The sequence below is a fragment of the Faecalimonas umbilicata genome (genome assembly GCF_042846195.1).
Classification (GTDB): domain Bacteria; phylum Bacillota; class Clostridia; order Lachnospirales; family Lachnospiraceae; genus Faecalimonas; species Faecalimonas umbilicata.
On sequence record NZ_AP031411.1, the window covers coordinates 2,232,522 to 2,256,573 of the forward strand.

Below are 24,052 nucleotides of genomic sequence, written 5' to 3' on the forward strand. Positions count from 1 at the left end.
CTCACACATTCCTAATTCATCAACAATGTTCCAGCACGATGCCATGTGCAATGCCCGGGACACTTTCCCCTTCATTGAAGCTGACCGTTGACATAAGTGCCCCTGTCGGTACAAACAACACACGTCTCCATTCTCCGCTCTCAATCTTTGGAAGAATATATGCTGCCAGTGTCACCGCCGCACATCCGCATCCACTTCCTCCTGCATGCGTGTCCTGCCTTTGCTGATCAAAGATTGTCATTCCACAATCCATATGATTCTGCTTGATATCCTTTCCCTTTTTTCTCACAAGATCAAACAAAATCGTCTGCCCCACATACCCAAGATCTCCGGTAATGATCCGATCATAATCGGTTTCCTGTCTCCCAAAATCTTTTAGATTCTGCAAAATCGTATCACACGCCGCCGGAGCCATACATGCTCCCATATTTTGCGAATCCTTAAGCCCATAGTCAACAATCTTTCCAACGGTTACTCCTGACACTCTCACATGACTCCGTTTCTTTCCTATTAAAAAGGCGCCGCTCCCTGTTACAGTCCAATGGGCAGACAGCGGCCTCTGACTCGCATATGCCAGCGGAAATCGGAATTCTTTCTCTGCACTTCCAAAGTGGCTCGATGTCACCGCAAGCATGTATTCTCCATACCCCGCCGCCACTGCCATAGATCCAAGTGCAAGTGCTTCCCCTGAAGTAGAGCAAGCCCCATAAAGTCCAAACATAGGAATCTGAAGTGCCTCCACTCCCATGGAAGTTGCAATTCCCTGCCGCAGCAAGTCTCCCCCGTATAAATATCGAACCTCTTTGGCATCAATTCCTGCTTTTTCCAATGCCAGAACGCACGCTTCCTTCTGCATTCTGCTCTCCGCTGCTTCCCATGTCTGTTCTCCAAACAGGTTGTCCTCCCCCGCCATATCAAACAGGTTTCCAAGCGGTCCTTCAAATTCTTTTTTTCCTACAATCGACCCGGCGCTGATCACATATGGCGCCTCCTGAAAACAGATACTCTGACTTCCTCTTACCATTGTCATACAATCACCCCGACTTTCAATAACAGATAGTAAATCAGCCCCAATCCCCAGGATGTCACAATCCCATATAAAATAACCGGGCCTGCAATCGTAAATATTTTACATCCGATTCCAAATATCTGTCCTTCTTTTTTATATTCGATTGCCGGAGCCACCACGGAATTGGCAAATCCGGTGATCGGTACGAGCGCCCCTGCGCCTCCCCATTTTGCAATCCCCGGATACAAATTCCATCCGGTGAGAAGTACACTGAGCAAAACTAACATGAGTGATGTCCATGTTCCGCTGATTTCTTCTGTGCATCCTGCATTTTTACAGAAATTCATAAAAAACTGCCCGATCACACAGATGGTTCCGCCTGTCACAAATGCTTTTGCCATATTCAGATAGACGTTGTGCACTGGTGTCTTTGTTTTGACATAATCCTGATATGCCTTTTCCTTCTTTTTTTTCTTTTCTTGTTCGTCCATGTCCTTCCCTTTCTTTTCGTTTTATTCTGAATCTATCTGTTTGTTTTCTTTCTTTTTCTCATCTATTATCCCCAGCCTTTCCAGAAATAAATCAGCGAACCAATTCCTTTTCCAAATGCTATTCCCGCAATAATATAAGGAACTGCCCGGAGAAGCTTCACTCGTCTGATAAAAATTGGGAAAATATTCAAAATTTCTGCCAAAGTCATTGCCCAGCACCCTACAAAAATCCCCCCAAATATACCGAAAATCGGAACAAGTATCTGCCCATAAGGAATTGTGACCGGAAATAAATAGAACAGATTGCCAAAGATTCCTCCAAGTGCGATGGATTCTTCATAAAGAAGCACGCAATCTCCGGTATGTGTACGATCTGCAAATTCAGATACCACTCCGAGACCTACGATAAATGAAAACAATCCTCCTGCCACCGCAACCCCTGCGCTAAGTCCAAGTACCACAAGTATCATCTGTTTGATCCACATGACGTTTCTCTCTTTCTTTTTTGTTCCCTCATAGCTTTTCCTACTTACTTAACATCAATTTCTTTTTTCTTTCTCTCATAATTTTGTACCAATGTTGTCTGAATATCATTCTCATAAAGTCTCATTTCCACCTCCATCGGTGTTGGATCGACCGAGAATCTTTTACCGGCAAAATGATTAAAGAACACAAGAATACCAATAATCAGACCAATGCTGTAACAGACTTCCAACAGTGTAAATCCACTTGACGGCACCCCCGTGAGCTGCTCATAAACCTGCCCAAACATTTTCCCCACATCCACATCATTGTTAAATGCCATAATTGAAAAGGCTGAGCCTAGAAATGTAATCATCACAACTCCCACCGTCTTCAGAAAATGTACCGCCTTTCCTGGAGTCTTTTGCTTTTCATAAGTAACAATAAATTCTGTCTCACCAAGATTTTCAATATCCAATCCCGGATATACCCTGTGAATCTGCTCAATAACCTTTAAAATAGAAAATACAAACCGGTTCTGTCCCTGTTCCGGCATTTTCAGAAGTCGTTCTGTCTTCAATCTTGTCACAATGGTTTGGTCCGTACACTCCATCGAAAGAACATCTCCCAGCGTCACTTCCTGTTTTGTCAATTCAATACTGCGGTCTGCCTTTATATATAATTTTTTGTTTGTTGCTGCCATGTGCTGCCCATCTCCGATCTTTCCATTCTTACAAGCGTTCCTTCCCCAGATAATTCTGTCTCCCGCACATCCGTAACATAATAGCAGAGCCCGACAACTATCGCCACCGCAACAGCGCAGAGCAGACAGATCCAGATTTTCTTTCTTGCATTGTCCATTTTTGCACCACCTTTCTGATACTTCTCTGCCTCACAGAGCTGATGCTTACCTGTTCTGCCAGAGATTGCTTATTCCTATTATTTCCGCATTTGGCAAACCTATACTCTTCAGGAAAACTTAATAAAAAGAGGAAGCTGCTCTCATTCTGAACTGCTCCCTCCTCAAATTTCTTATTTTTTCTCCCGGCATACCAATCGCCCAGACTCATCCTGTCTGCATTTTTGTCCTCATATTTTTTAGAATCTTCTTTTCAAGCCTTGACACCTGCACTTGGGAAATTCCAAGTTTTTTTCCAATCTCTGACTGTGTTTGATTTGCAAAGTACCGCAAATAGATCAACTGTCGTTCCTCTCTATCAAGCTCCTCGAGAAGCTGACGTATCAGCATATGATTCAGTATCGTTTCTTCCTGCCCTTCCTCTTCCTCTAGCTTATCAAGAAGCTGAATCTCATTTCCATCTTTCTGATAAATCGGTTTGTGCAGCGATTCCACTTCCCCGCTCGCATCAAGCGCCATCGCAAGTTCTTCCTTCTCCACCTCCAACTCCGCTGCCAGTTCTTCCATTGTCGGCTCTCGGTTATATTTTTTTTGAAGACGCTCCCTTGCCAGAAATGCTTTGTATGCTGTCTCCTTTAATGACCGGCTCACTTTAATCATCCCATCATCTCTTAGGAATCTCCGAATCTCCCCTGAAATCATAGGCACTGCATAAGTCGAAAATTTCACATCATAATTCAGATCAAATTTATCAATTGCTTTCAAAAGTCCGATACTTCCAATCTGAAACAAATCTTCACTGTCCGTTCCCCTTCCAAAGAACCGCTTCACAATACACCATACAAGCCCTGTATTTTCCTCCACTAATTGTTCTCTCGCTTTCTCATCTCCATCGTGTGATCTTTGAATTAAAGCGATTGTGTGGTCCATAGCTCCCTGCCTTTCCCGATAGTCTTTTTCATTCGGACCAACGTCCCCTTCCCCAGTTCGGATTCTACATACACATTGTCCATAAAGGCTTCCATAAATGCAAATCCCATTCCTGACCGGTCAAGTTCTGGTCTTGTCGTAAATAACGGTTCCATTGCCTTTTCGACATTTTCAATTCCTTTTCCTTCATCTCTAATTTCTACATAGAGTGTCTGCCCTTCAATCCAGCATCGAATCATAATTTTCTTCACTTTTCCATCATACCCATGGATCAGCGCATTCGTGACTGCCTCTGAGACCGCAGTCTTTACATCTGATACTTCCTCCAAAGTCGGATTGAGCTGTGTCATAAATGCTGCAACAGACACACGTGCAAATCCTTCATTGACGGGTCTGCTGTCAAATACCAGTTCCATTTCATTTGTGTTCTTCATCATTGTTTTTCCTCCTCAAACATCTGGATTATTTTCGTCACACCTGACATTTTTAATATTTTTCTGATCCGCTCATTTGCATTTACTGCCCAGACTTCGCCGCCAACTAAATAGACCAGCTTATATCTTCCCATAAGGACTCCAATTCCCGAACTATCCATAAAATTCGTGTTCGCAAAGTCAAAAATAACATATTTAATATGGTTATGCTCAATCAGCATATCTGCCCTCTTTCTCACTTGCTCCGCATTGCAGTGGTCTAACTCTGCGGGAAGAAAAATTGTAAGACTGTTTTCTTCAATCTGATACTCCATATAACCCTCCTGTTTTCGTAGCCTATAAATCGAAAAAAAAGGACATACACGCTCTTTGTGTATCTCCTTTTCTTTCGTACTTCTATTTCTATTGATATTCCTCGTAAGTTACATCTCCATAGGATTCTTCTGTTTCCTGATAATTGTCATATACATCCTGATCCCCTTGTCCTTGGTAATCTTCTGTATCGCTTCCGGCAGTATCCCCATAAACACTGCCATAATCATTATACACATCCGCTCCTGACTGTCCGGAATCCACACTCTCTTCCGTACCAGCCCCCTGAGGATTTGCCGGGGTTCCTTTTTGTGCCTCTTCTGCTCTCTTTGCAACATCTGTTTTCGGATATGCCTCGATGATCTGCTTGTATATTGCCTCAGCCTTATCTTTCTCATTGTTCAACAGATAAGAGTCTCCAAGTAACAGCAGTGCCTCTCCATCTTTGTAATGCCCATCCATCCGGATCAGTTCCTCCAAAAGTGTGATCGCTTTTGGATAATCTCCCTGCTGATAGCTTTGCTTTGCACTACTGTAATGTTCTGCACAGATGCTCGGATACACTTCATCGGCAATCGCCTGATACTGAACTTTTCCCTGATCTCCAAGGGAATCTTTCTGCACTTCCAAAAGTTCTTTTGCAAGTGTGGCGTAAGCATACTGCCCGGAGTTATAGTGCTCCTTGACCGTCAAAAGCTTCTCATAGCTGTCTTTTGCCGCCAGTGCAGCAGCCGTTGCCGCCTCGTTCTCATCGGAAGAATTTCTAATGGTCTCTAATTCCTTTTTCATCGCGCTGATCTGCGCATCTTTGGAATTGATCTCCTCTTTAAATGCCAGCACCGATTTGTTGCTTCGATTGGATTTTACTTCATTGACCGCCGGAACAATGAGAAACCATACAACGGCTGCTCCTAGTAAAATTCCTATGACAATATTCAGAATGGTAAGGAATCCTGCATTCTCTTTCAGCGGAGAGACCGCCGGCTGAATGACCGTGTCATTCCCAATCTCATAAGTCTTCTGTTCTCTTCCTTTCGTGCCTTGCGTTTCTCTGAGTTCGGACAACTCATGCATATATTTCAAGGTTGTCTCATTTGTCGTGTCGAGACGATGTGCCCGCTTCAACACCTGTTTTGCTTTCTGGTACTGACCTGTTTTTAAATACAATAGCGCCAAAAGCTGATATGCTTTCAGATAAGACGGATGTATCTGCACCGCCTTCTTCAGTTGAATCACCGCCAGATCTTCCGCACCCTGATCACAGTAAACGAGGCATTGATTATACATCTGCACTGCTCTGTCAATTTCTTCTAATGTTTTTTTATCTTTCTGGATTTCTCTGATAAAGTATCCCGCCAGATTGTCTGATTTTTGAAAATTCTGACTGAGGATCCACTCTACGATTGCCTCCGCAATCTCTCCTCTTTCATAATAAACAAGCCCCAGAAGGTTCCTTGCAGGGATGTTCTCCCTGTTATACTGAAGGCTCCGCTTTAATGACTGAACGGCGCCCGATATGTCCCTTATTTTTGCTTTTCTCAGTCCATCATTATACCAGTAATTTGACTGATGTAATATTTTCTCCGTATACTCCATGCAATTCCACCGTATCTTTCTGCTATTTCGCCTGACTGAGCATCTCCCGCAGAATATCAGTCATATCAGACAAGTCTTCCTGATACACTGCCTCCTCTATGTCATCTACTTCCAGGCTAGGTTTAAATTTCTTTAATTCCTCTTCATAATCTAACATTCTGGTTCTCCCTTCACAAGCTCTTTGATCATACCTACAAGGTAGAGTGAGCCCAGGCAGTAGGCAATACCGTCTTCTCCTTTTTGTTTCATCATCTCCGCCCATGCCTCTTCTAATTGTTCCCGGACAGTCACTTCACTGTCTGTATATTTTCGAACGATCCGGGCAAGTTCACCCGCATCGACTTTTCGTGTACTTTCCACGGTCGTGATCACATAACTGTCCACTGATAAATTCTGGCATAGTTCTGCGATCATCTTCTCGTACTCTTTCTCTTTGACTGCTGAAAACAGAATCACAGTCCGTCCACCGTGGACAGGTCTTCGCTTCACCGTCTCGACAAACCGCTCTACTGCATTCTCGTTATGTGCTCCGTCTATGTAGACTCCCGGGAGGATTTCCTCCATTCTTCCCGGCCATTTCACATGAAACAGCGTATCCTTCCATAGTTTCAGATGTCTTTTTGGAAGAAGAAGCTGCACAGCCTCCAGTGCAAGCAGTGCATTGTCCACCTGATAACATCCAGTATTGGAAAGCCTCCATGTAGTATCTTCATCATACGCACTTCGTTTTGAAAATGCAATATATTTCTCTGTGATTTCCTGAATTTCGTACGCATCTTTCGTGATTTTTCTACAAGGTGCACCACAATTTTCCGCAATTTGTCGGAAAACAGCTGCTGCCTGCACATTATTCCCATCGAACACAAGCGGAACCTGTCTTTTGATGATCCCGCCCTTTTCTGCTGCAATTTTTTCTATCGTATCTCCCAGTATCTCCATATGATCCATTCCGACTGCTGTGATCACAGTCAATACCGGATCATCGATTGCATTCGTGGCATCCAACCTGCCACCGAGCCCTGTCTCCAGCACAATGTACTCCATGTCTGCCATCGCAAAAGCAGTCATCGCCATTCCAAACAAAAATTCAAAAAAAGTCGGATGTGCCAGCCCGTCTTTTTCCATCTCATCCACAGTAGTTTTTACTTTCTGAAAAACAGCAAGAAATGTTTCATCGTCTATCTCTTCCCCATTTATTCTGATCCGCTCATTGATCTTCACAAGATGGGGAGAACTGAAAAATCCTGTCCTCTTTTTCTCCGCAAGCAAAAGAGCCTGTATGTATGCACATACAGAGCCCTTTCCATTTGTCCCTGCCACATGAATTACTTTCCTACCGACCTGCGGATTTCCAAGTCTTAATAGGAACTCTTTTGTATGTGTCAGATGATTCTTCACTGTGAATTTTGGAATGTCTAAAATATATTTCACACTTTCCTGATAATTCACTTGTCTTCTCCATTATTTCTGCGGTGTTTCAGACGAATCGTCTGCCGCATCTTTTGTTTCTTCTGTCACTGTCTTTACATCTTCTGCCTTTTTTTCTTCCTCTTCCAGCTGAAGCTTCAATTCTTCTGTCAACTCTTCTATCTTGCCACCGCGGTAAATGTATTCCGCAGAAGTCCGAAAGACCGTATTACTTGATCCCATCTGAATGATCGTGATGATATCTCCTTCCTTCAGCTCTGTCTCCTGCAGTTCGATCCTCGTATTATTCAAAAATTTAGAACTCTTCTTCTCGCCATTGACATAGACTCTACTATTTTTAGTAAAATTCTCGCCATAGAGGCTATATGTTCCGTCAAGCTGCGTGATCAGATCTGTCAGCACGACATCCTTAATTCCCATCTGCATGTGTCCTTCCGGCACTGGATTTTTCCCTCCGTACACATACTTCTCTCCATAGAGAATATCATACTGCAGCATCTCCAGATCGAGTAAGTAGTTCTTCGTCTGCCTTCTCTTCTGGTGATAATTGAATATTGTTCCGGAATGAATATCCAACTTCTCAAAAACATCCGCCATGATCTGATAAGATGCAATATTTCGATCCTGTTTTTCCAACCCGATATTATCCCATACAACATAGTTTGTATTGTACAGATACCTTCCCTTCAGATCTTCAGATTTCAGTCCGAGTGTTGGCAGATGATCTCCATATAGGACTAGAACGGTTGGTTCCTTTCTATCTTCCAACGCCTGCACAAGATCTCCGATAAACTGATCGACTTCATAGATTTGATTGACATAATATTCCCATGCACTTCTTACTTCTTCATCCTCTATTCCGGTCACTTGAATCCTTGGATTTTCTAAATGCTGTCCATAGTAATCGCCATGACTTTGTACTGTGATCCCAAATACGAAATCCTGCTGTTCTGTCGAATCCATTGCGTTCATGATATGTTCTGTGAGGATATCATCCTTCGCCCACCCATTCTCGGTAAGCTGAAGAATATTCATAAATTCCTTACTCGTGTAACTGTCAAACCCGATATTATTAAATACCGTTGAACGGCTGTAAAAATTTCCTCCGTTGTTGTGAAGCGCATGTGCGCCGTAACCAAATCGTTTCAGCGCAGTTGCTGCACTCTCTGCGGTTTCTTTTTTTAATATTGTCTTATACGGATACTCCCCTGGTCCAAAATATCGCAAGTTCATTCCGGTCAGAACTTCAAACTCTGTGTTGGCCGTTCCAGCTCCCACCGATGGCACTTTGAAATACCCTGACGAATATTTCTCAGAAAGCGCTCTGAACGTTGGAAGTGGATCCTGTGATGTCTGCAAAAATTCTACCTCACTTGTATCAAAGAACGATTCCAGCTGGATAAAGAGAATATTTGGCATCTCTTTTCTTCCGGTCTTGGCCTCTGTGATCGCACCGTTCTCACTGATCTGAGCGATCATTTCCTCGCTGTAGCCATTCGGCTGTGAAATTCCGGTATTAAACACACTCGACATAAAACAGTATGGAAATCCATAATCTTCATAGGCAAAAGCAATATTTCCAAAATAATTGGAAATCACTCGCTTATCAAGTGCTATATCTGTCACGACAAAAAATAGTCCAAACCAGATTACCACTCCGGTCAGCGCAAGCACTCTTCTCATTTTTCCAGCATACTGTCCGCCACGCTTCCACATGGAAATGACCCATACAACAACCGCTGCCACACCAACGATCACCGCAACAAGTTCAATTCCGTTAAAATAAGAATTGATCAAGGTCACCGCATCACCGGCAACTTTTAAGTCCTGTGCATTAAACGGAGTGACACGTTTCATAAGCATGTATCCGTTTGTCACCCCAAGACCGATCCAGAATACACTTAAAAGAATTCTGGCAAAAATACGTCTTCTTACGAGATAAACAACAGAAAACGTAATAAAGATCAAAAATGAATTATATAAGAACACTTTTGGTGTCTCAACCATATAATTCCACCCCTGTACAAGCGAATGTCGGGAAATACATTCAATGACCAGGTTCAAAAAGCATGCCAAAAGTGCATGAAATACAAGCGAAAACTGATTCATGAACTTATAACACGGTGCCAGCTTTTTCGCCAGCGGGCTGTTGCGTCTCTTCTCTAAAATCTGTTCCCTTCTCTCTTTTCTCTTCTTCCAATACTTCTTAATGTCTTCCGGCTTTAAATTTTTCACCCTTTGTATGCCACCCTTTATATCGGGGCGTTTGATATGAATCCGTTTCATTGTCACCTCTCACAATCTGATGTGTTTATTTTCTAAGTCCTTTTAATCGTTCCTGTACTTGTTCCATCATCTGTGTATATTTCTCAAGCTTTGCTCTTTCTTCATTGATTTTTGCTTCCGGAGCCTTGCTGATAAATTTCTCATTGTTCAGCATGCCATTGACACGGGCAAGTTCTTTTGTCAAGCGTGCTTCCTCTTTTGTCAGACGCTCTAACTCCTGCTCAAAGTCAACAAGTTCTTCCATTGGTAGATATACAACTGCATCTGCCACAACGACAGAAACTGCATCCTCTGCGATTCCGCTCTTGTCGGACTGAATCTGGATTTCATTTGCACTCATCAGCGGCATGGAAGACTCTTTAATCTCCTCAAATCCCTGACAAAGATTTTCATTTTCACAGACAATATATGTCTTCGCCTTACGGCTTGGAGCAACATTCATCTCTGCTCGTACGTTGCGGACACCGCGGATGATCTCTTTCATGTGATCTACAATATTCTCTGCTTCCGGATAGCAGCTGCTCTCTTTGTATTCCGGCCAGGAAGACATCATCAATGATTCTTCTTCTGGAACAAGCGCACCGTAGATTTCTTCTGTCACAAACGGCATAAACGGATGGAGCAGTTTTAATGCATCACCGAGCACAGTCTTTAATGTATAAAGTGCACTGTTTGCTGCTGCCGGATTTTCCTCCGCGTGATAAATACGGTATTTTGCAAGCTCGATGTACCAATCACAGAACTCATCCCAGATAAAGTCATATACTTTTTGTACAGCGATTCCAAGTTCAAATTTGTCCATGTTCTCTGTCACATCTTTTGTCAGTGTATTCATCTTTGAGATGATCCATTGATCCACCGCTGACAAATCACTTTCGTTCGGAACTGTAATCTCTTTTCCTTCCATATTCATGAGGATAAAGCGGGATGCATTCCATACTTTGTTCGCAAAGTTTCTATTTGCCTCTACTCTCTCATCGTAGAAACGCATATCATTTCCAGGTGCATTTCCCGTCACAAGCGTGATACGGAGCGCATCTGCACCATACTTCTCGATAATCTCCAGCGGATCAATTCCATTTCCAAGAGACTTACTCATCTTTCTTCCTTGAGAGTCACGGATCAATCCATGGAATAATACCGTGTGGAACGGCGCTTTTCCAGTATAAGCATATCCGGAAAATACCATACGGATCACCCAGAAGAAGATGATGTCATATCCAGTTACAAGTACATCGGTTGGATAGAAGTAATCAAGATCTTCCGTCTTCTCCGGCCAGCCAAGTGTTGAGAATGGCCAAAGTGCGGAGCTGAACCATGTATCTAAAGTATCTTCATCCTGCACAAAATGGGTACAGCCACAATCCGGGCATACCTCCGGCATCTCTCTTGCCACAACAACTTTTCCACATTCCTGACAGTAATAAGCCGGGATTCTATGTCCCCACCAGATCTGTCTGGATACGCACCAATCACGGATATTGGACAGCCAGTTCATATAAGTCTTGTTCATTCGCTCTGGAATCAGTTTCAGATCTCCGTTGCTGATCGCCTCGATCGCCGGTTTTGCCAGCTCTTCCATACGGACAAACCACTGTTGTTTTACGAGTGGCTCTACCGTTGTTCCACATCTTTCATGTGTTCCGACATTATGAGAATGATCTTCTACTTTCACAAGGAATCCCTGCTCTTCCAGATCGCTTACGATTGCTTTTCTCGCCTCATAGCGCTCCATCCCTGCATATTTTCCACCGAGCTCGTTGATCGTAGCATCATCGTTCATGATGTTGATCTCCGGAAGGTTATGTCTCTTTCCGACTTCAAAGTCATTCGGGTCGTGTGCTGGTGTGATCTTCACTGCTCCGGTTCCAAATTCCTTATCTACATAGTAGTCCGCCACGATTGGAATCTCTCTGTTTACTAATGGAAGTAATACATTCTTTCCGACGATATCTTTGTATCTCTCATCATCTGGATGTACCGCGATTGCTGTATCTCCTAACATTGTCTCTGGACGTGTTGTCGCAATCTCAAGAAAACGATCTGTTCCTACAATTGGATATTTGATATGCCAGAAATGTCCTGCCTGCTCTTCGTGATCAACCTCTGCATCGGAAAGTGCTGTCTTACATACTGGACACCAGTTAACGATTCTGGATCCTTTATAAATGTATCCTTCCTCATAAAGTTTGATGAATACTTCCTCAACTGCTTTGGAGCATCCCTCATCCATCGTGAAGCGTTCTCGATCCCAGTCACAGGAAACACCGAGTTTTTTCAACTGGCCTTCAATCGTTCCTGCATACTCATCCTTCCACTGCCAGGTACGCTCTAAAAATTTCTCTCTTCCAAGTTCCTTCTTATCAATTCCTTCTGCCTTTAACTGCTCTGTAACTTTTACCTCTGTGGCAATCGCCGCATGATCTGTACCTGGAATCCAAAGTGCATTGTATCCCTGCATTCTCTTATAACGGATCAGGATATCCTGAAGTGTATTGTCAAATGCATGCCCCATATGAAGCTTTCCTGTGATATTCGGCGGTGGCATTACAGTTGTAAACGGTTTTTTACTTCTGTCTACTTCTGCGTGAAAATATTTGTTCTCACACCATTTTTCATAAAGTTTCGGCTCAATCTCTTTTGGATTGTAAGTCTTCTCTAAATTCTTACTCATCATTTCCTCCTTTGCAAACCCTCTTTTGCTCTTCATCTTCTTTCAGCTCTGTCATAAGTGGCCGCTCTTTATCTTTTCCTTTGATATGATTTCCTATGGAATAGAAAACGCCCTCTACATACTGTAAAGGGCGAATGATCGCGGTACCACCTTTGTTATCTCTCTGCTCCATACTCCGTAAATCTCTGTACAAAAGCAGATTGATATCTCTAGCGTCCGGTAACGGGGACGATCCGTGACTACCTACTGTCAGCATTGCTGCCGCTTCAGTCGTCCGGTTCAAAAGCTACTTCCACAATTCCTTCTTGAAATCACCTTTCAGCCCATGAGTGATCCTCTCTTGCAAGGGATCTTTGCGTACTCCTCTTTCTCTCAACCTTTTCTTATTCGATATTCCTTATGATAGTCGGCTAACTGCCATTTGTCAAGAAGTTCATAAATTCTTTAGATTTTCATAAGTTCTTCGCAACTTTATTCTCACCTTCTTACAACCGCAGCCCCCGGTAACGATTTAGGCAGGCAAAGATCTCCTGCTTTCTCGGCATTGCAAAATTAACCGGAAGATACGAAGACTCTGCAATGGAAGCAAGTCCATCCCGCTCCATCTTCTGCTCCATCGCATCTACTACCTGCTGGATTGTTTTCTTTCCATCAAACAGATTCTGCTCTGCATACTTCACGAGATATCCAAGTACATTTGTCTGTTCCGCATCAACAATCTGTTCCACATAGCGAAGTTCGATTGTCTCTCGATTCATCTGGATGCCATCTTTTCCCATCGCCTTGATCTTCACTTTTCCGCGGTCTGCGAATGTCCTGTTTTTTTCTGCGCTTCGGAGCACGGATGGTTTCTTCATCTCCCGCTTTCCTTCCGATACCGGAAGCGGAAATGCCGCTGCCTCTTGCTTTGCGAAAGCTGTAATCTCCGCCGGCTCATACTGTTCCATCTGGATAATCGTATCTGCGATATGGAAATAAGATCCGGAACTTCCCGCTACGATGATCGAGGACACCCCTTCTTTTTCATACAACTCCCTCACTCGGTCAATAAACGGTGTGATCGGTTCTTTTTCCCTTGCCACTACCCTCTGCATCAGTTCATCGCGGATCATAAAGTTTGTGGCACTCGTATCCTCATCGATCAGAAACAATCTGCTACCTGCCTCGATCGCCTCAACTACATTTGCCGCCTGCGAAGTGCTTCCACTTGCATCTTCGGTATAGAATGCCTCTGTATTTTTCTTATTCGGGAGATTGTTGATGAACATAGAAATGTCTGTCTTTTTGATACTCCGTCCATCTTCCGCCCTGAGTTTGACTGCAGTATCATCACTGATCACATACTCTCTTCCATCTCCAGCAATGTGATTATACACACCAACTTCCAGCGCATTTAACAATGTGGATTTCCCGTGATAGCCGCCGCCTACGATCAAAGTAATTCCACATGGAATCCCCATACCGTTAATCTTTCCTCTGTGCGGCAACTCCATCTCCACTTCCATCTCTTTCGGCGAACGGAATGGAACCCCATTCTTCATCGGGCGGGAAGAAATTCCACTCTCTCTCGGCAAAATCGAGCCGTTTGCCACAAATGCACTAAGATTTCGCTTCAGGATCTCTTCCCGGATCACCTGCTGATCTTCCGCCAAAAAAATCGTCTGCTCAATTTTTTTCTGATCTGCACACGGATAGAAAAATGATTCCTTTACACACTCTGGAAGAAACTCAAAGAAAATTTTAATAAGCTCTCCGGAATTAATTGTCCTTCCATTTGCCGGAAATCCTACTTCCATACGCACAAGCACGTTACCATTTGCCGGGTCAATCGTGCAGGCTGTCCGTTCCAGAATCTCCTGTCCGCATCTGCTGACAGATAACAAACCACTTTTCCCCGAACCCTTTGCCTTGAAGTTGAAGCGTTCGATCTTCTGATAAAATACTCTTGTCAGATAATCCTGCAGCGCGATTCGCTTATATTTCTTGTCAAATAATTGTTTCGGAAACCTTGCCAGTTGTCCGTCAATCGCAACACTCACTTTCGATGGCGATGCAAATGGATCTCCCTGCACATGATCGATCTGCAGAATATAATCCGCAAACCGATAACTGCCCTTCGTCCCCTTATATGCAGGATAACTCTTCCGATGAATCTCATTTAGTAACTTTCTCAAATCCTGTGCTGACTTCATTTCCTTGCTTCTACCTCTTTCTATCTCTTTTTATTTTTTCTTTCTCTGCGGTTTTTCCGGCGCGATTTTCCCCTCAGTTACACTAAGGTGTCGTGCAGTTCTTCTACGCTCTCTTTGATCATTGCCGCTCCCGCTTCTTCCAGCTCTTGCCGGTTTCCATAGCCATATAACACTCCGATGCATGGGATGTTCTGCTCCTTTGCCCCAAGCACATCATGCATTCGGTCTCCGACCATGATCACCTTATCTCTGTCTGTAATCTTCTCATGCTCCAGCACATATGCGATAACATCTCCTTTTCTGACACGCTCCCCGCTCAATTCACTTCCTCCAATAAAAGTGAAATACTCTGTCAGGTGAAAATACTCCAAAATCTGTCTTGCATACACCTCTGGCTTGGATGTCGCCAGATAGACCTTCTTTCCTTGTTCTGTCAGTGCTTTTAATAGTTGTTCAATCCCTGGATAGACTTCGTTCTCATATAATCCTCGCACCGAAAAATATTCTCTATACTTCTCCACTGCTTCCACTGCCTGTTCCCGGTCAAATCCATAATATTCCATAAAAGAATCCGCAAGCGGCGGACCGATAAACTTGCAGAGTGTATCAAGATTCTCCACCTCTATCCCATAAAATTTCAGCGCATGTGCAACCGCGCTTGTAATCCCCACTTTCGGGTCTGTCAGTGTTCCATCTAGATCAAATAAAATATGCTGATACATTTTTCTTCCCCTTTTTCCTTTTTACAATTTGCTAAACACACTTCATTTCACACTGCTACTCATGAAATAAAATGTCATGGTTTACGCTGCTGTAAAATCTTTCTTTCACTTCCGCGTAACTCATCTGTTCCATGGACATGATCCACATTAATTTTGTGATCACTGCCTCCAATGTCATGTCGTATGCTTCAATCAGATCAAAATCCTGTTTGACCTTTTTCCCAACTTCATAGACCGTCATGTTACTTCCTTCATTTGCCACCTGCGTTGTCATCACCACAATCTTTCCGTGGCGCACCCACTCCGTCATCTCTTTATAAAATTCTCCGACAATGCTCTCCGGCAGACCGCCTACACCAAAACTTTCAATTACGACACAATCATAATGTTTAAAAATGTAGGACAATACATCCGGCTTCATACCTGGAATCAGCTTTAATACATAAATACTGTTCTTCATCTCATGATAGAACGTGACCGGCTTCTTATAAGGAATCGCCGGCATATAGCGAAATACTTTCTGATCCTGTATCACTGCCGGATACGGGAAATTAATGCTGGAAAATGCATTGTAACTCTTGGCGCGCTCTTTCTTCGCTCTTGTTCCGACAATGACTTTCCCATCGAATACGATCGTCACATCCTGAGAGGCATCGTCTGACGCGTAAATAAAGCTGTCTAAAAGATTTGTCTTCGCGTCTGTCACATCCATGTTGATCGGCTTTTGCGCTCCGGTGATCACGATCGGCTTCTCAGAATTCTGGATCATGTAAGACAGTGCTGCCGCCGTGTATGCCAGCGTGTCCGTACCGTGGCAGATGACAAATCCATCATACTCCTCATAGTGTTCCTCGATTGCCCCTGCAATCTTCTTCCAATATTCCGGCGTCACATTCGTACTGTCAATATTGCACACCTGAAGTGTATCCACATCACACACACTCTCTACCTGCGGAATATAAGATAGGATATCCTCCGAGGAAAGTCCCGGAGCCAACCCGGCCTCCGTCTGTTTTGATGCAATTGTTCCTCCGGTTCCTATCATTAATATTTTTTTCTTCATACTGTTCTCCTGTCTATTGTCTTCCTGCTATTTTCTATTTTCCAAAAATTTTCTCTACAAGACTGCGGTACTCGATATACACCGGAACTTCCGAGAAAGATTTCCGAAGAGCCTCCTCTACTCCTTTATAGTACCATCCAATCGTCTCTTTGTCTTTCATCCGGAATCGTTGCCACAATTCCTCCCCGCACTCTGGATAATCCCGATCGATATCCCGCATATTGGACAGCTTATCTGCCAGACCGATCATCTGTACTTCCCGCTCTGCTACTTTCAGATGCTGAATCGTCGCACCTTTGCGTTCCATCCACGTCTTTGATTTGTCTTCACTTTCTTTCTGCACAAGTTCTGCCACCCGCTTGGAAAACATCTGCTCGATCATCTGCGCCGTCACTCCTTCGCAATCCTCGATCGTATCATGCAGGATTGCTGCACTGATAACCTCCTCATCCTCCGTCATTCTCGCTACGATCACACCCACTTCCAGCGGATGTAAAATATATGGGCGCATCGTCCCTTTCCGCAGTTGCCCGTCATGTGCTTTCGTCGCAAATGCGATTGCCCTTTGGATCATCTCCTCCACCTCCTGTATTTTCTTCTTTCTTTCGATTCCCACCTAAAACGATATACCAATTTCACCTAGTTTTATTATACCAATCGAACACACTTTTTCAACTCTTCTTTCGGATTTGTTCTGAGCTGTTCTGTCATTTTTCACCAGTTTGTGCTATAGTAACATTATATTTTTTTCACGGAGGTTCTTTATGCATATAACCAATCAAAAACCAGTCGTTCTTGTTACTGGTTCCTCTAGAGGAATCGGAAGAGCGATCGCACTTCAGTTTGCCAAAAATCATTACCATGTCATTTTAAACTGCTCCACTTCTCTCGAGCAGTTAGAAAATGTCAAAAAAGAAATCCTTGCACTGCCTGACGGCTCCTGCACTTGTTGCCGCTGCGATGTCAGTGATTCTTCACAAGTCACCGCAATGTTTGAAGAGATTTCCGCTACTTGTGGGCAGATCGATGTACTTATCAACAATGCAGGAATTTCTCACATCGGTTTGTTCACAGATATGACCGACGATCTGTGGAACCGCATGATCCAGACAAATCTTTCCTCAGTTTTCTATTGCAGCCGGGCAACCCTGCCCTCTATGATTTCCAGAAAAAAAGGAAAAATCATCAATATTTCCTCGATGTGGGGAACGGTCGGCGCCTCCTGCGAAGTCGCTTATTCCGCCGCAAAATCCGGCATCCACGGACTGACGAGGGCACTGGCAAAAGAGCTTGCACCTAGCAATATTCAAGTCAACACCATTGCCTGCGGCGCCATCGATACTGCCATGAACGCACAGCTTAGTCCTGAAGAACGTCTTGCACTGGAAGAAGATATCCCTGCATGCCGATTTGGTACCCCGGAAGAGGTTGCTTCTCTCGCATGGGACTTAGCCCATGCTCCCGCCTATATGACCGGACAGATCATCGGAATAGACGGAGGCTATATTTAAAACTAGCCTTTTTTACTCCTTCAAAAGTAAATCCGTATACGGTCGATGCTCACAGGATTTTTACACATAAGAAATGGGTATAGCCTGCATTTCAGCCATACCCATTTCTTCTATAATTATCGGAATCTACAATTCCAAAAACTGCAATAATATTTCTATTTTTAATCGGGAAATATAGGAATCCCAATCGATCTGTAGCATTCGGTCTAACTTGTCAATCCTTTTTCGAATGGTATTTATATGTACATACATTTTCTCAGCTGTCACGCTGAAATTCATATTGTTTTCCAGATAAACTTTCAGTGTCCTGAGCAGTTCTACATTTTTCTCGTCTTTCATCATATCCAGATACTCTGAGAGCATCTGTTCCAATTCTTTCTCCGGAATTTGAAGCCATGCAAACGGTCCAATCATTTCATAATCCCAAATTTTCTTCTTTGGACAAAGCTTTTTCCCCATTTTCATTACTTTCCCACACGTTTCCACCGATGATTTTAATTCCGACATTTTCTTGCCTTCTCGCAACACTGCAAACTCCAATTCCATTTTAGGAAATGTTTCAACAATTTTCTGCTCAAAATCAGAAATCATACCTTCCAGATGTTTTTGACTATATGACACAGAATCAGACAATTCCGTTAAAACTATCCCTGTATTTTCATCGAGAAATGCTAATTTTGCATTTTTAGAAAGCTGACTGTTTTTGAAAACAGTAATATACTGTTCTCTGGAATTCCGCGCACTCAATTCCTCATTCATCTGGTGAAACAATACACAGATATATCTTGTATTCATAGAAATCCCCTGCTGTCCCGCCTGATAAAGAAGCCTTTCTTCATCTTCCCCGGTAGAATGCAGCGCAAGCAAAACAAGATTTTCAAATCCGATGTTCCCAATACTTTGTGCAATGACAATTTGTTCATATACCGATTGTAGCAAAAGGTACGCAATCCGAATGGAATACTCATCGTAATAATCTAAGAATTCTCTTGATTCCATCACAATAAAGTATGCCTGCAGATTGCCTCCAATACTAATCGGCATCAAAATCCAACTGATCCGCGGACCATCCACATTATCTTCATTAAACATTCGGATTCGTGTCATCTGTATATAGTCACATAATGTATAGCGATTGTGTTCCATTTTAGGATTCCAATAATCACTTTCCTGCAATCCATAGGTTTCTGAAATTCGCTTAAAGTTTGCAGAGCTGCAATATCCTTCCTGTTCACCTACATCATATAGAAATGCCGGAAATCCCATTTCCACTTCTACTGCCTGCAATATTTTTTTAATCTTTTGAACTTTGTATGTTGTCGAACCTAACATCATCGCACCATTCTGATGGATTTGAAAGCGCCGAATGGTCCGATTCATCACGATCGTATTCACTTGTTGCATGACTTCCATATAGCCGATTTCAAATGGCATACTGATCAGCGGTATTTCATATTGTTCAAACAGTTCGATAATTTCTTTCGGAATCATCGGAAGATGTCTCCCTCGTTTAATAATCATTCCGGAAGTAATCTGCATCAATCCTTCATCAAAAGACTTTTTGATACAATCCGGTTCCATCAAAATAGAATAACCGGAAGTAATTACAAGTTCCTTTCCTTTCGTCCAACGATAGGCATCCGGAGCATCCATGACCGCAATTCCTTGTACTTCTTTCTGTATCCCTTTAGAACCAGCTACAATATGAAAGTCTTTAAAAAATTCATGTTCCAATAAAGTTTCAATTGAAATTCCCATATTGTCCCTGTCCTTTCTTTGTTCTGCTTGCCATTTCCTACTATCGTTGCAAGTTTATCATCTTCTGCAATTTTCTGTCAAGCTAGGTCCATCTTTTGCCTAACCATGATTTTCCAGCCAATCCATTGCCGCTTTCGCATAAATAGCAGCTGCCGTCGGCAGGCATGTTTCATTGAATTTTGCATGAGGATTATGATGTCCAACCCATTCATCTTGATTGTCCACTCCTGCTCCGATAAAGAAATAACTTGTCGGAATCTTCTCACCAAAGTAAGAAAAATCTTCAGAGCCCATCACGTGAAACGTCGGATATGCTTTTAACTCGGAATCCAGCTCTCTGACAGACTGAATAATCTCTTCATTTAATTTCACATCACATTTTACTGCCGGAACATCGTTAAGCACTTCTAGTTCCACCTCACAACGATATGTGGCAGCTACTCCTTTTGCAACTTCTTTGATCCGGCAGATTATATAGTCTCTGACTTCTGATTTAAATGTCCGAAGAGATCCTTCTAATACTGCGCGATGCGGAATCACATTAAATGCACTTCCCGATTCAAACCGTCCAATCGTCAGCACCGCTTCTTCCATTGCTGAAATTTCTCTTGCAATCAATTCTTGCAGAGCCAAATACAAATGAACTCCTGCATTAATCGGATCAACACCTAGCTCTGGTGCAGATCCATGCGTTCCTTTTCCGGTCAAAAGAACACGAAATCCATAGACAGAGGTCATCGGATATTCTCCATAAATAATCTTCTTATTTTCACTATTCGGTGCTACATGCATTGCAAATGCAGCGTCTACTCTCGGATTTTCTAAAACACCTGCATCCACCGCTGCTTTCGCTCCTTGAAAAGTTTCTTCTGCTGACTGAAATAACAATTTGACAGTCCCTTTCAATTCCCTTTCATGTGATTTCAGCAGTTTTGCAGCCCCCAAAAGTGTTGTTGTGTGCATATCATGTCCACAAGCATGCATACATCCGTTTTCTGATGCAAAAGGTTCTCCTGATTCCTCTCTTACCGGCAGTGCATCCATATCACTGCGAAGCATGAAACATTTTTCTCCACTTCCAATCAAAGCAACAATGCAAGAACTTTCTTCATACACGGTATATGGAATATCCATTTGCTCCAACTCTTTTTTTACAAATGCGACTGTTTTTGGAAGATGTAATCCAATTTCTGGAATTTGATGAAGCGCTCGTCTCCATGCACTTAATTTCTCTTGAAATTCATTTGCCTCTTTTAATAACTGATTCTGCATAATCTCTTCCCTTTCTACGAATCTGTTGTCCATAATCTATTCTTCATACATTGGTCTATACTCCACTTTTTTTTCTCGAAATTCTTCTAGGATTTTTTCCCGAATTTCTGAAGATTGGTATAAATCATATGCAATTCCCGCCATAACCCGCGCTGCACTAAGAGCACCTTTTTCTCCAATAGAAGAGCCTGCAGAAGCTGATGCCTGCCATGTATGTGGCGAAACTGCCGCCGGCCAACACACAGTAGAGATCAGACACATCGGCATTATATAACTGACATCTCCGCTATCAGAAGAAGCCGTCAGTGGGTTCCTCTGATACAAATCTCTTATTCCCACTTTCATAGCCAATGGAAGTCCCTCTGTGTCATACAGTTTTCTTGCATTTTCTACCGTTTCCCCTGACAAGGTATCTTCTAATTTCGAAGCAAATGCTAATTCCTCTTCTGTGTAAGATGGTAGTTTGGCTTCTTTTAGATTCTCATATGCCAAATCTGCATATGCATGATTCTCTAAAAGCTCACAACATCCATAATCTATTTTCATTTCCATTGATGTTTCTGTCATAAGGCAAGCTCCCTCTGCCACTTTTCTTACACGCTCCAAAATCTCTTTTACCTCTGAAATATGAGGTGCCCGAACAAAATACCAGGAACCTGCTCTTGGCGGAACAATATTCGGAGAAAATCCACCGCTATCGGTTGTATAATGAATCCTTGCTTTGGATGTCACATGTTCACGCAAATAGTTCACGCCAACGTTCATTAACTCTACCGCATCCAACGCACTTCTGCCTACCTCCGGCGCAAATGCAGCATGGGAGCTTTTTCCATAGAATTTAAAGTGTGCAGAAGCACTGGCGAGATATCCACTATCATACACCATATTCGCACTCATTGGATGCCAGCTAATCGCCATATCACAGCCGTCAAACATATGATGATAAGACATTTTCACTTTTCCAGAAAGTAACTCCTCTTCCGGGCATCCATAGAAACGAATCGTTCCTTCCTGATTTTCCTGCTCCAAAAATCGCTTCACTGCAATCGCTGCAACGGCCGATGCGGCTCCCAATAAATTGTGACCACATCCATGGCCTGCTGCTCCTTCCTGTACTGCTTCTTTTTGCGCAGATACTGTCTGAGATAATCCTGGAAGCGCATCATATTCTCCTAAGATTGCAATGACAGGAGTTCCCGAACCATATTCTGCATAAAATGCATGTGGCAATTCTGCTTCATTCACAATAACAAAGCCTTCTTCTGATAAGATCTCCCGAAAATAATTTGCACTTTCTTTTTCTTCTCCACCCACTTCCGGATGATCCCATAATCTCTTACAACTCTTTTGGCACAAGGGCTCCAGACTATCTACAATTTGATGAAGTTCTTTTTTTGTCATCTCTATCTCTCCTTTGCCTATCTTCCTAATTACTTATGCTTCTTTTTTTGCAGTGTTTTTTAAAGTTGCCAATCCAATCGCGATACTAAGGAATACACATCCCATTGTTCCAAGCCAGTTAGATGCGCCAGGAAGCCAATTAAAGACGCCCATTCCAATTGCTGTATATAACGCAATCGCAATCAGTACCATCACAAGACTATGCTTTTTCATCTTGATTCCAAACTGCACGATCAACGCTCCAAACAATGCCGGGAGCAGATAATTTAATGCAGAAATTACAGAAGCCGGAAGCATTTCCAATACTGAAGTTCCAAGAATGGCTCCTACCGTTAATACCGATGTATTGATAATAATAGAAACCGCCATACCAATGGTTGCAATAACAGAACCTTTTTCTGTTCCCGGCTCCACATCAGCTGCTACCTGTGCCATACTTGCACATGGAATACGCATATTAGAAATATTGCCGGAAAGAAATGCCATATAAGTTCCTGCCGGACCAACTACCGGAAAATAGGAAATCGGCTCCACAAACCAAAGCACTCCAAATGCACTCGCACCACTGACAAACGCAGTCAAAAGAGCTGCCGGTTTCGGAAGCAGTCCGTAAACTACCGCAAGCGCAACCGCTGGTAAAAACGCAAGAATCACTCCTACATATCCTGTCATCTTTCCTATTCTATTTATTTTTGGCATATATTCATCTTTATAGAAATTATTGCTCATTCATTCTTCCTCCTATCATTAAATCAAAGCTGTAATGACCATCGCTCCTAAAATAGTAATCGTCAATGACCATTCTCTTAACCAGCCAATATTCTTTTTCTCCGCTACTGTCGAAAGCCCATACATGATCACAGCTCCTAAAATACAGGCAATCGCATTTTTATTTGCACCGCCCATAGCTGCTGCATCCGCTTTCTGCATCAGAAAATAAATAGGTTTTGAAAGATGGCTTGCAACCATTGCAGCAAACACACCAATGATCGCTGTTGATGCAATCGTTGTCAAAGTTCCCGCATTTCCTTTCGATAATTTATGTTCAATCTTTTCCATTTTATTTGCAGAAAATGTTCCGAACAATACCCAGCCAACTGAACAAAGGATCATTGTCCAAATTGCCATGGTAAGCGCTTCTTTTGTCATTGGATCTGTTCCTAACGTCACACCAACCGCTGATGTTCCAAGTCCCGCTGCAATAGACTCAAACATAACAGAACCAATCATAGAAAGTCGCATCCAACCAACTGGTCCTCCAACTGTCACCAAAAGTGATAACATACCGCTCAGTACAACAATCGATGGCCCTATCGAAGTCACCGCACTGCTTTTAATCGCTTTATTCATTTGTGTTTTCGTAAGCCCGACTTTTTCTCCCGAACGATAAGCCTCACGTGCAAAGAGAAGTGCCTGTATCATGACGAACACGACCGGAATACCACAAGCGATCCACATAGGTAAACTGTTTGCAAGTTTCATAACATCCATTCTTTTTTCCTCCTTTTTCTTGCCCTACCTCATTTTCCTCCATCATACCTATTTCCCGAAAATAAAAAAATGAAAATATCTTCACTTTTCGACATGTTTTCCCATGTGGTGAAGATATTTTCACTTTTCTATTACTATTTATAAAATTTCTATTAATTTCT

At 42.8% G+C, this 24,052-nt stretch carries 24 protein-coding genes; 1 reads left to right on the forward strand and 23 read right to left on the reverse strand.

The window, feature by feature from the left end; genetic code table 11:
* Positions 1-19: 19 nt before the first annotated feature.
* The 18 genes from ACGG81_RS10655 to ACGG81_RS10740 all read right to left on the reverse strand — a co-directional run bounded on the left by ACGG81_RS10655 (position 20) and on the right by ACGG81_RS10740 (position 17,032).
* On the reverse strand, positions 20-1,030 hold the full coding sequence (locus tag ACGG81_RS10655; RefSeq protein WP_016438317.1) for a stage V sporulation protein AD: 1,011 nt from the start codon (positions 1,028-1,030) through the stop codon (positions 20-22).
* The gene (locus tag ACGG81_RS10660; RefSeq protein ID WP_390108259.1) at positions 1,027-1,500 is read right to left on the reverse strand and encodes a SpoVA/SpoVAEb family sporulation membrane protein; all 474 of its coding nucleotides are present in this window, start codon (positions 1,498-1,500) and stop codon (positions 1,027-1,029) included. The genes ACGG81_RS10655 and ACGG81_RS10660 overlap by 4 nt, the downstream gene beginning before the upstream one ends.
* 65 nt (positions 1,501-1,565) lie before the next feature.
* Positions 1,566-1,985: a stage V sporulation protein AB gene (locus ACGG81_RS10665; RefSeq protein ID WP_390108262.1), complete on the reverse strand. Its 420-nt coding sequence runs from the start codon at positions 1,983-1,985 to the stop codon at positions 1,566-1,568.
* 44 nt (positions 1,986-2,029) lie between these two features.
* Positions 2,030-2,665: a stage V sporulation protein AA gene (locus ACGG81_RS10670; RefSeq protein ID WP_009262450.1), complete on the reverse strand. Its 636-nt coding sequence runs from the start codon at positions 2,663-2,665 to the stop codon at positions 2,030-2,032.
* A complete protein-coding gene (locus ACGG81_RS10675; protein WP_120091070.1) occupies positions 2,635-2,823 on the reverse strand; it encodes a hypothetical protein in 189 nt (62 codons plus the stop codon). The genes ACGG81_RS10670 and ACGG81_RS10675 overlap by 31 nt, the downstream gene beginning before the upstream one ends.
* A gap of 205 nt (positions 2,824-3,028) precedes the next feature.
* Positions 3,029-3,751 (reverse strand): RNA polymerase sporulation sigma factor SigF, encoded by a 723-nt coding sequence (sigF, locus tag ACGG81_RS10680; RefSeq protein WP_390108265.1) that lies wholly within the window; start codon positions 3,749-3,751, stop codon positions 3,029-3,031.
* Complete coding sequence (gene spoIIAB, locus ACGG81_RS10685; RefSeq protein WP_009262453.1) at positions 3,730-4,185, reverse strand: anti-sigma F factor; 456 nt, start codon at positions 4,183-4,185, stop codon at positions 3,730-3,732. The genes sigF and spoIIAB overlap by 22 nt, the downstream gene beginning before the upstream one ends.
* Positions 4,185-4,499 carry an anti-sigma factor antagonist gene (locus ACGG81_RS10690; protein WP_008974841.1) on the reverse strand — a complete coding sequence of 105 codons (315 nt, stop codon included), beginning with the start codon at positions 4,497-4,499 and terminating at the stop codon, positions 4,185-4,187. Before ACGG81_RS10690 ends, spoIIAB begins: the two co-directional genes overlap by 1 nt.
* A gap of 88 nt (positions 4,500-4,587) precedes the next feature.
* Complete coding sequence (locus tag ACGG81_RS10695) at positions 4,588-6,093, reverse strand: tetratricopeptide repeat protein (protein ID WP_390108267.1); 1,506 nt, start codon at positions 6,091-6,093, stop codon at positions 4,588-4,590.
* Between the two features lie 22 nt (positions 6,094-6,115).
* Complete coding sequence (locus ACGG81_RS10700; protein ID WP_008974839.1) at positions 6,116-6,250, reverse strand: hypothetical protein; 135 nt, start codon at positions 6,248-6,250, stop codon at positions 6,116-6,118.
* A complete protein-coding gene (locus ACGG81_RS10705; protein ID WP_016438314.1) occupies positions 6,244-7,542 on the reverse strand; it encodes a folylpolyglutamate synthase/dihydrofolate synthase family protein in 1,299 nt (432 codons plus the stop codon). Before ACGG81_RS10705 ends, ACGG81_RS10700 begins: the two co-directional genes overlap by 7 nt.
* 12 nt (positions 7,543-7,554) lie before the next feature.
* A complete protein-coding gene (locus ACGG81_RS10710) occupies positions 7,555-9,807 on the reverse strand; it encodes an LTA synthase family protein (protein ID WP_120105255.1) in 2,253 nt (750 codons plus the stop codon).
* A 25-nt stretch (positions 9,808-9,832) separates the two neighbouring features.
* Complete coding sequence (locus ACGG81_RS10715; protein ID WP_008974835.1) at positions 9,833-12,481, reverse strand: valine--tRNA ligase; 2,649 nt, start codon at positions 12,479-12,481, stop codon at positions 9,833-9,835.
* Positions 12,474-12,764, reverse strand: a complete 291-nt coding sequence (locus ACGG81_RS10720; RefSeq protein WP_390108272.1) for a hypothetical protein — start codon at positions 12,762-12,764, stop codon at positions 12,474-12,476. The genes ACGG81_RS10715 and ACGG81_RS10720 overlap by 8 nt, the downstream gene beginning before the upstream one ends.
* A gap of 202 nt (positions 12,765-12,966) precedes the next feature.
* Positions 12,967-14,673 carry an ABC-ATPase domain-containing protein gene (locus ACGG81_RS10725; RefSeq protein WP_016438310.1) on the reverse strand — a complete coding sequence of 569 codons (1,707 nt, stop codon included), beginning with the start codon at positions 14,671-14,673 and terminating at the stop codon, positions 12,967-12,969.
* Positions 14,674-14,750: 77 nt separating this feature from the next.
* Entirely contained in the window at positions 14,751-15,395 is a 645-nt protein-coding gene (locus ACGG81_RS10730) for an HAD family hydrolase (protein WP_009262460.1), read from the reverse strand.
* Positions 15,396-15,450: 55 nt separating this feature from the next.
* Positions 15,451-16,458 carry an asparaginase gene (locus tag ACGG81_RS10735; protein WP_008974830.1) on the reverse strand — a complete coding sequence of 336 codons (1,008 nt, stop codon included), beginning with the start codon at positions 16,456-16,458 and terminating at the stop codon, positions 15,451-15,453.
* A gap of 34 nt (positions 16,459-16,492) precedes the next feature.
* A complete protein-coding gene (locus ACGG81_RS10740) occupies positions 16,493-17,032 on the reverse strand; it encodes an HD domain-containing protein (RefSeq protein ID WP_390108275.1) in 540 nt (179 codons plus the stop codon).
* Positions 17,033-17,222: 190 nt separating this feature from the next.
* Between ACGG81_RS10740 and ymfI the strand changes: the two genes are divergently transcribed.
* Entirely contained in the window at positions 17,223-17,969 is a 747-nt protein-coding gene (gene ymfI, locus ACGG81_RS10745) for an elongation factor P 5-aminopentanone reductase (protein WP_009262462.1), read from the forward strand.
* 126 nt (positions 17,970-18,095) lie between these two features.
* Here ymfI and ACGG81_RS10750 read toward each other — a convergent pair whose 3' ends face one another.
* The 5 genes from ACGG81_RS10750 to ACGG81_RS10770 form a co-directional block, all read right to left on the reverse strand.
* A complete protein-coding gene (locus ACGG81_RS10750) occupies positions 18,096-19,727 on the reverse strand; it encodes a PucR family transcriptional regulator (protein WP_390108277.1) in 1,632 nt (543 codons plus the stop codon).
* Positions 19,728-19,826: 99 nt separating this feature from the next.
* Positions 19,827-20,999 (reverse strand): M20 family metallopeptidase, encoded by a 1,173-nt coding sequence (locus ACGG81_RS10755; RefSeq protein ID WP_009262464.1) that lies wholly within the window; start codon positions 20,997-20,999, stop codon positions 19,827-19,829.
* Positions 21,000-21,035: 36 nt separating this feature from the next.
* Complete coding sequence (locus ACGG81_RS10760; protein WP_390108280.1) at positions 21,036-22,400, reverse strand: amidohydrolase; 1,365 nt, start codon at positions 22,398-22,400, stop codon at positions 21,036-21,038.
* A 33-nt stretch (positions 22,401-22,433) separates the two neighbouring features.
* Positions 22,434-23,129, reverse strand: coding sequence for a hypothetical protein (locus tag ACGG81_RS10765; RefSeq protein ID WP_009262466.1), 696 nt, complete (start codon positions 23,127-23,129; stop codon positions 22,434-22,436).
* Positions 23,130-23,147: 18 nt separating this feature from the next.
* Entirely contained in the window at positions 23,148-23,891 is a 744-nt protein-coding gene (locus ACGG81_RS10770; RefSeq protein WP_009262467.1) for a DUF5058 family protein, read from the reverse strand.
* Between the last annotated feature and the right edge of the window lie 161 nt (positions 23,892-24,052).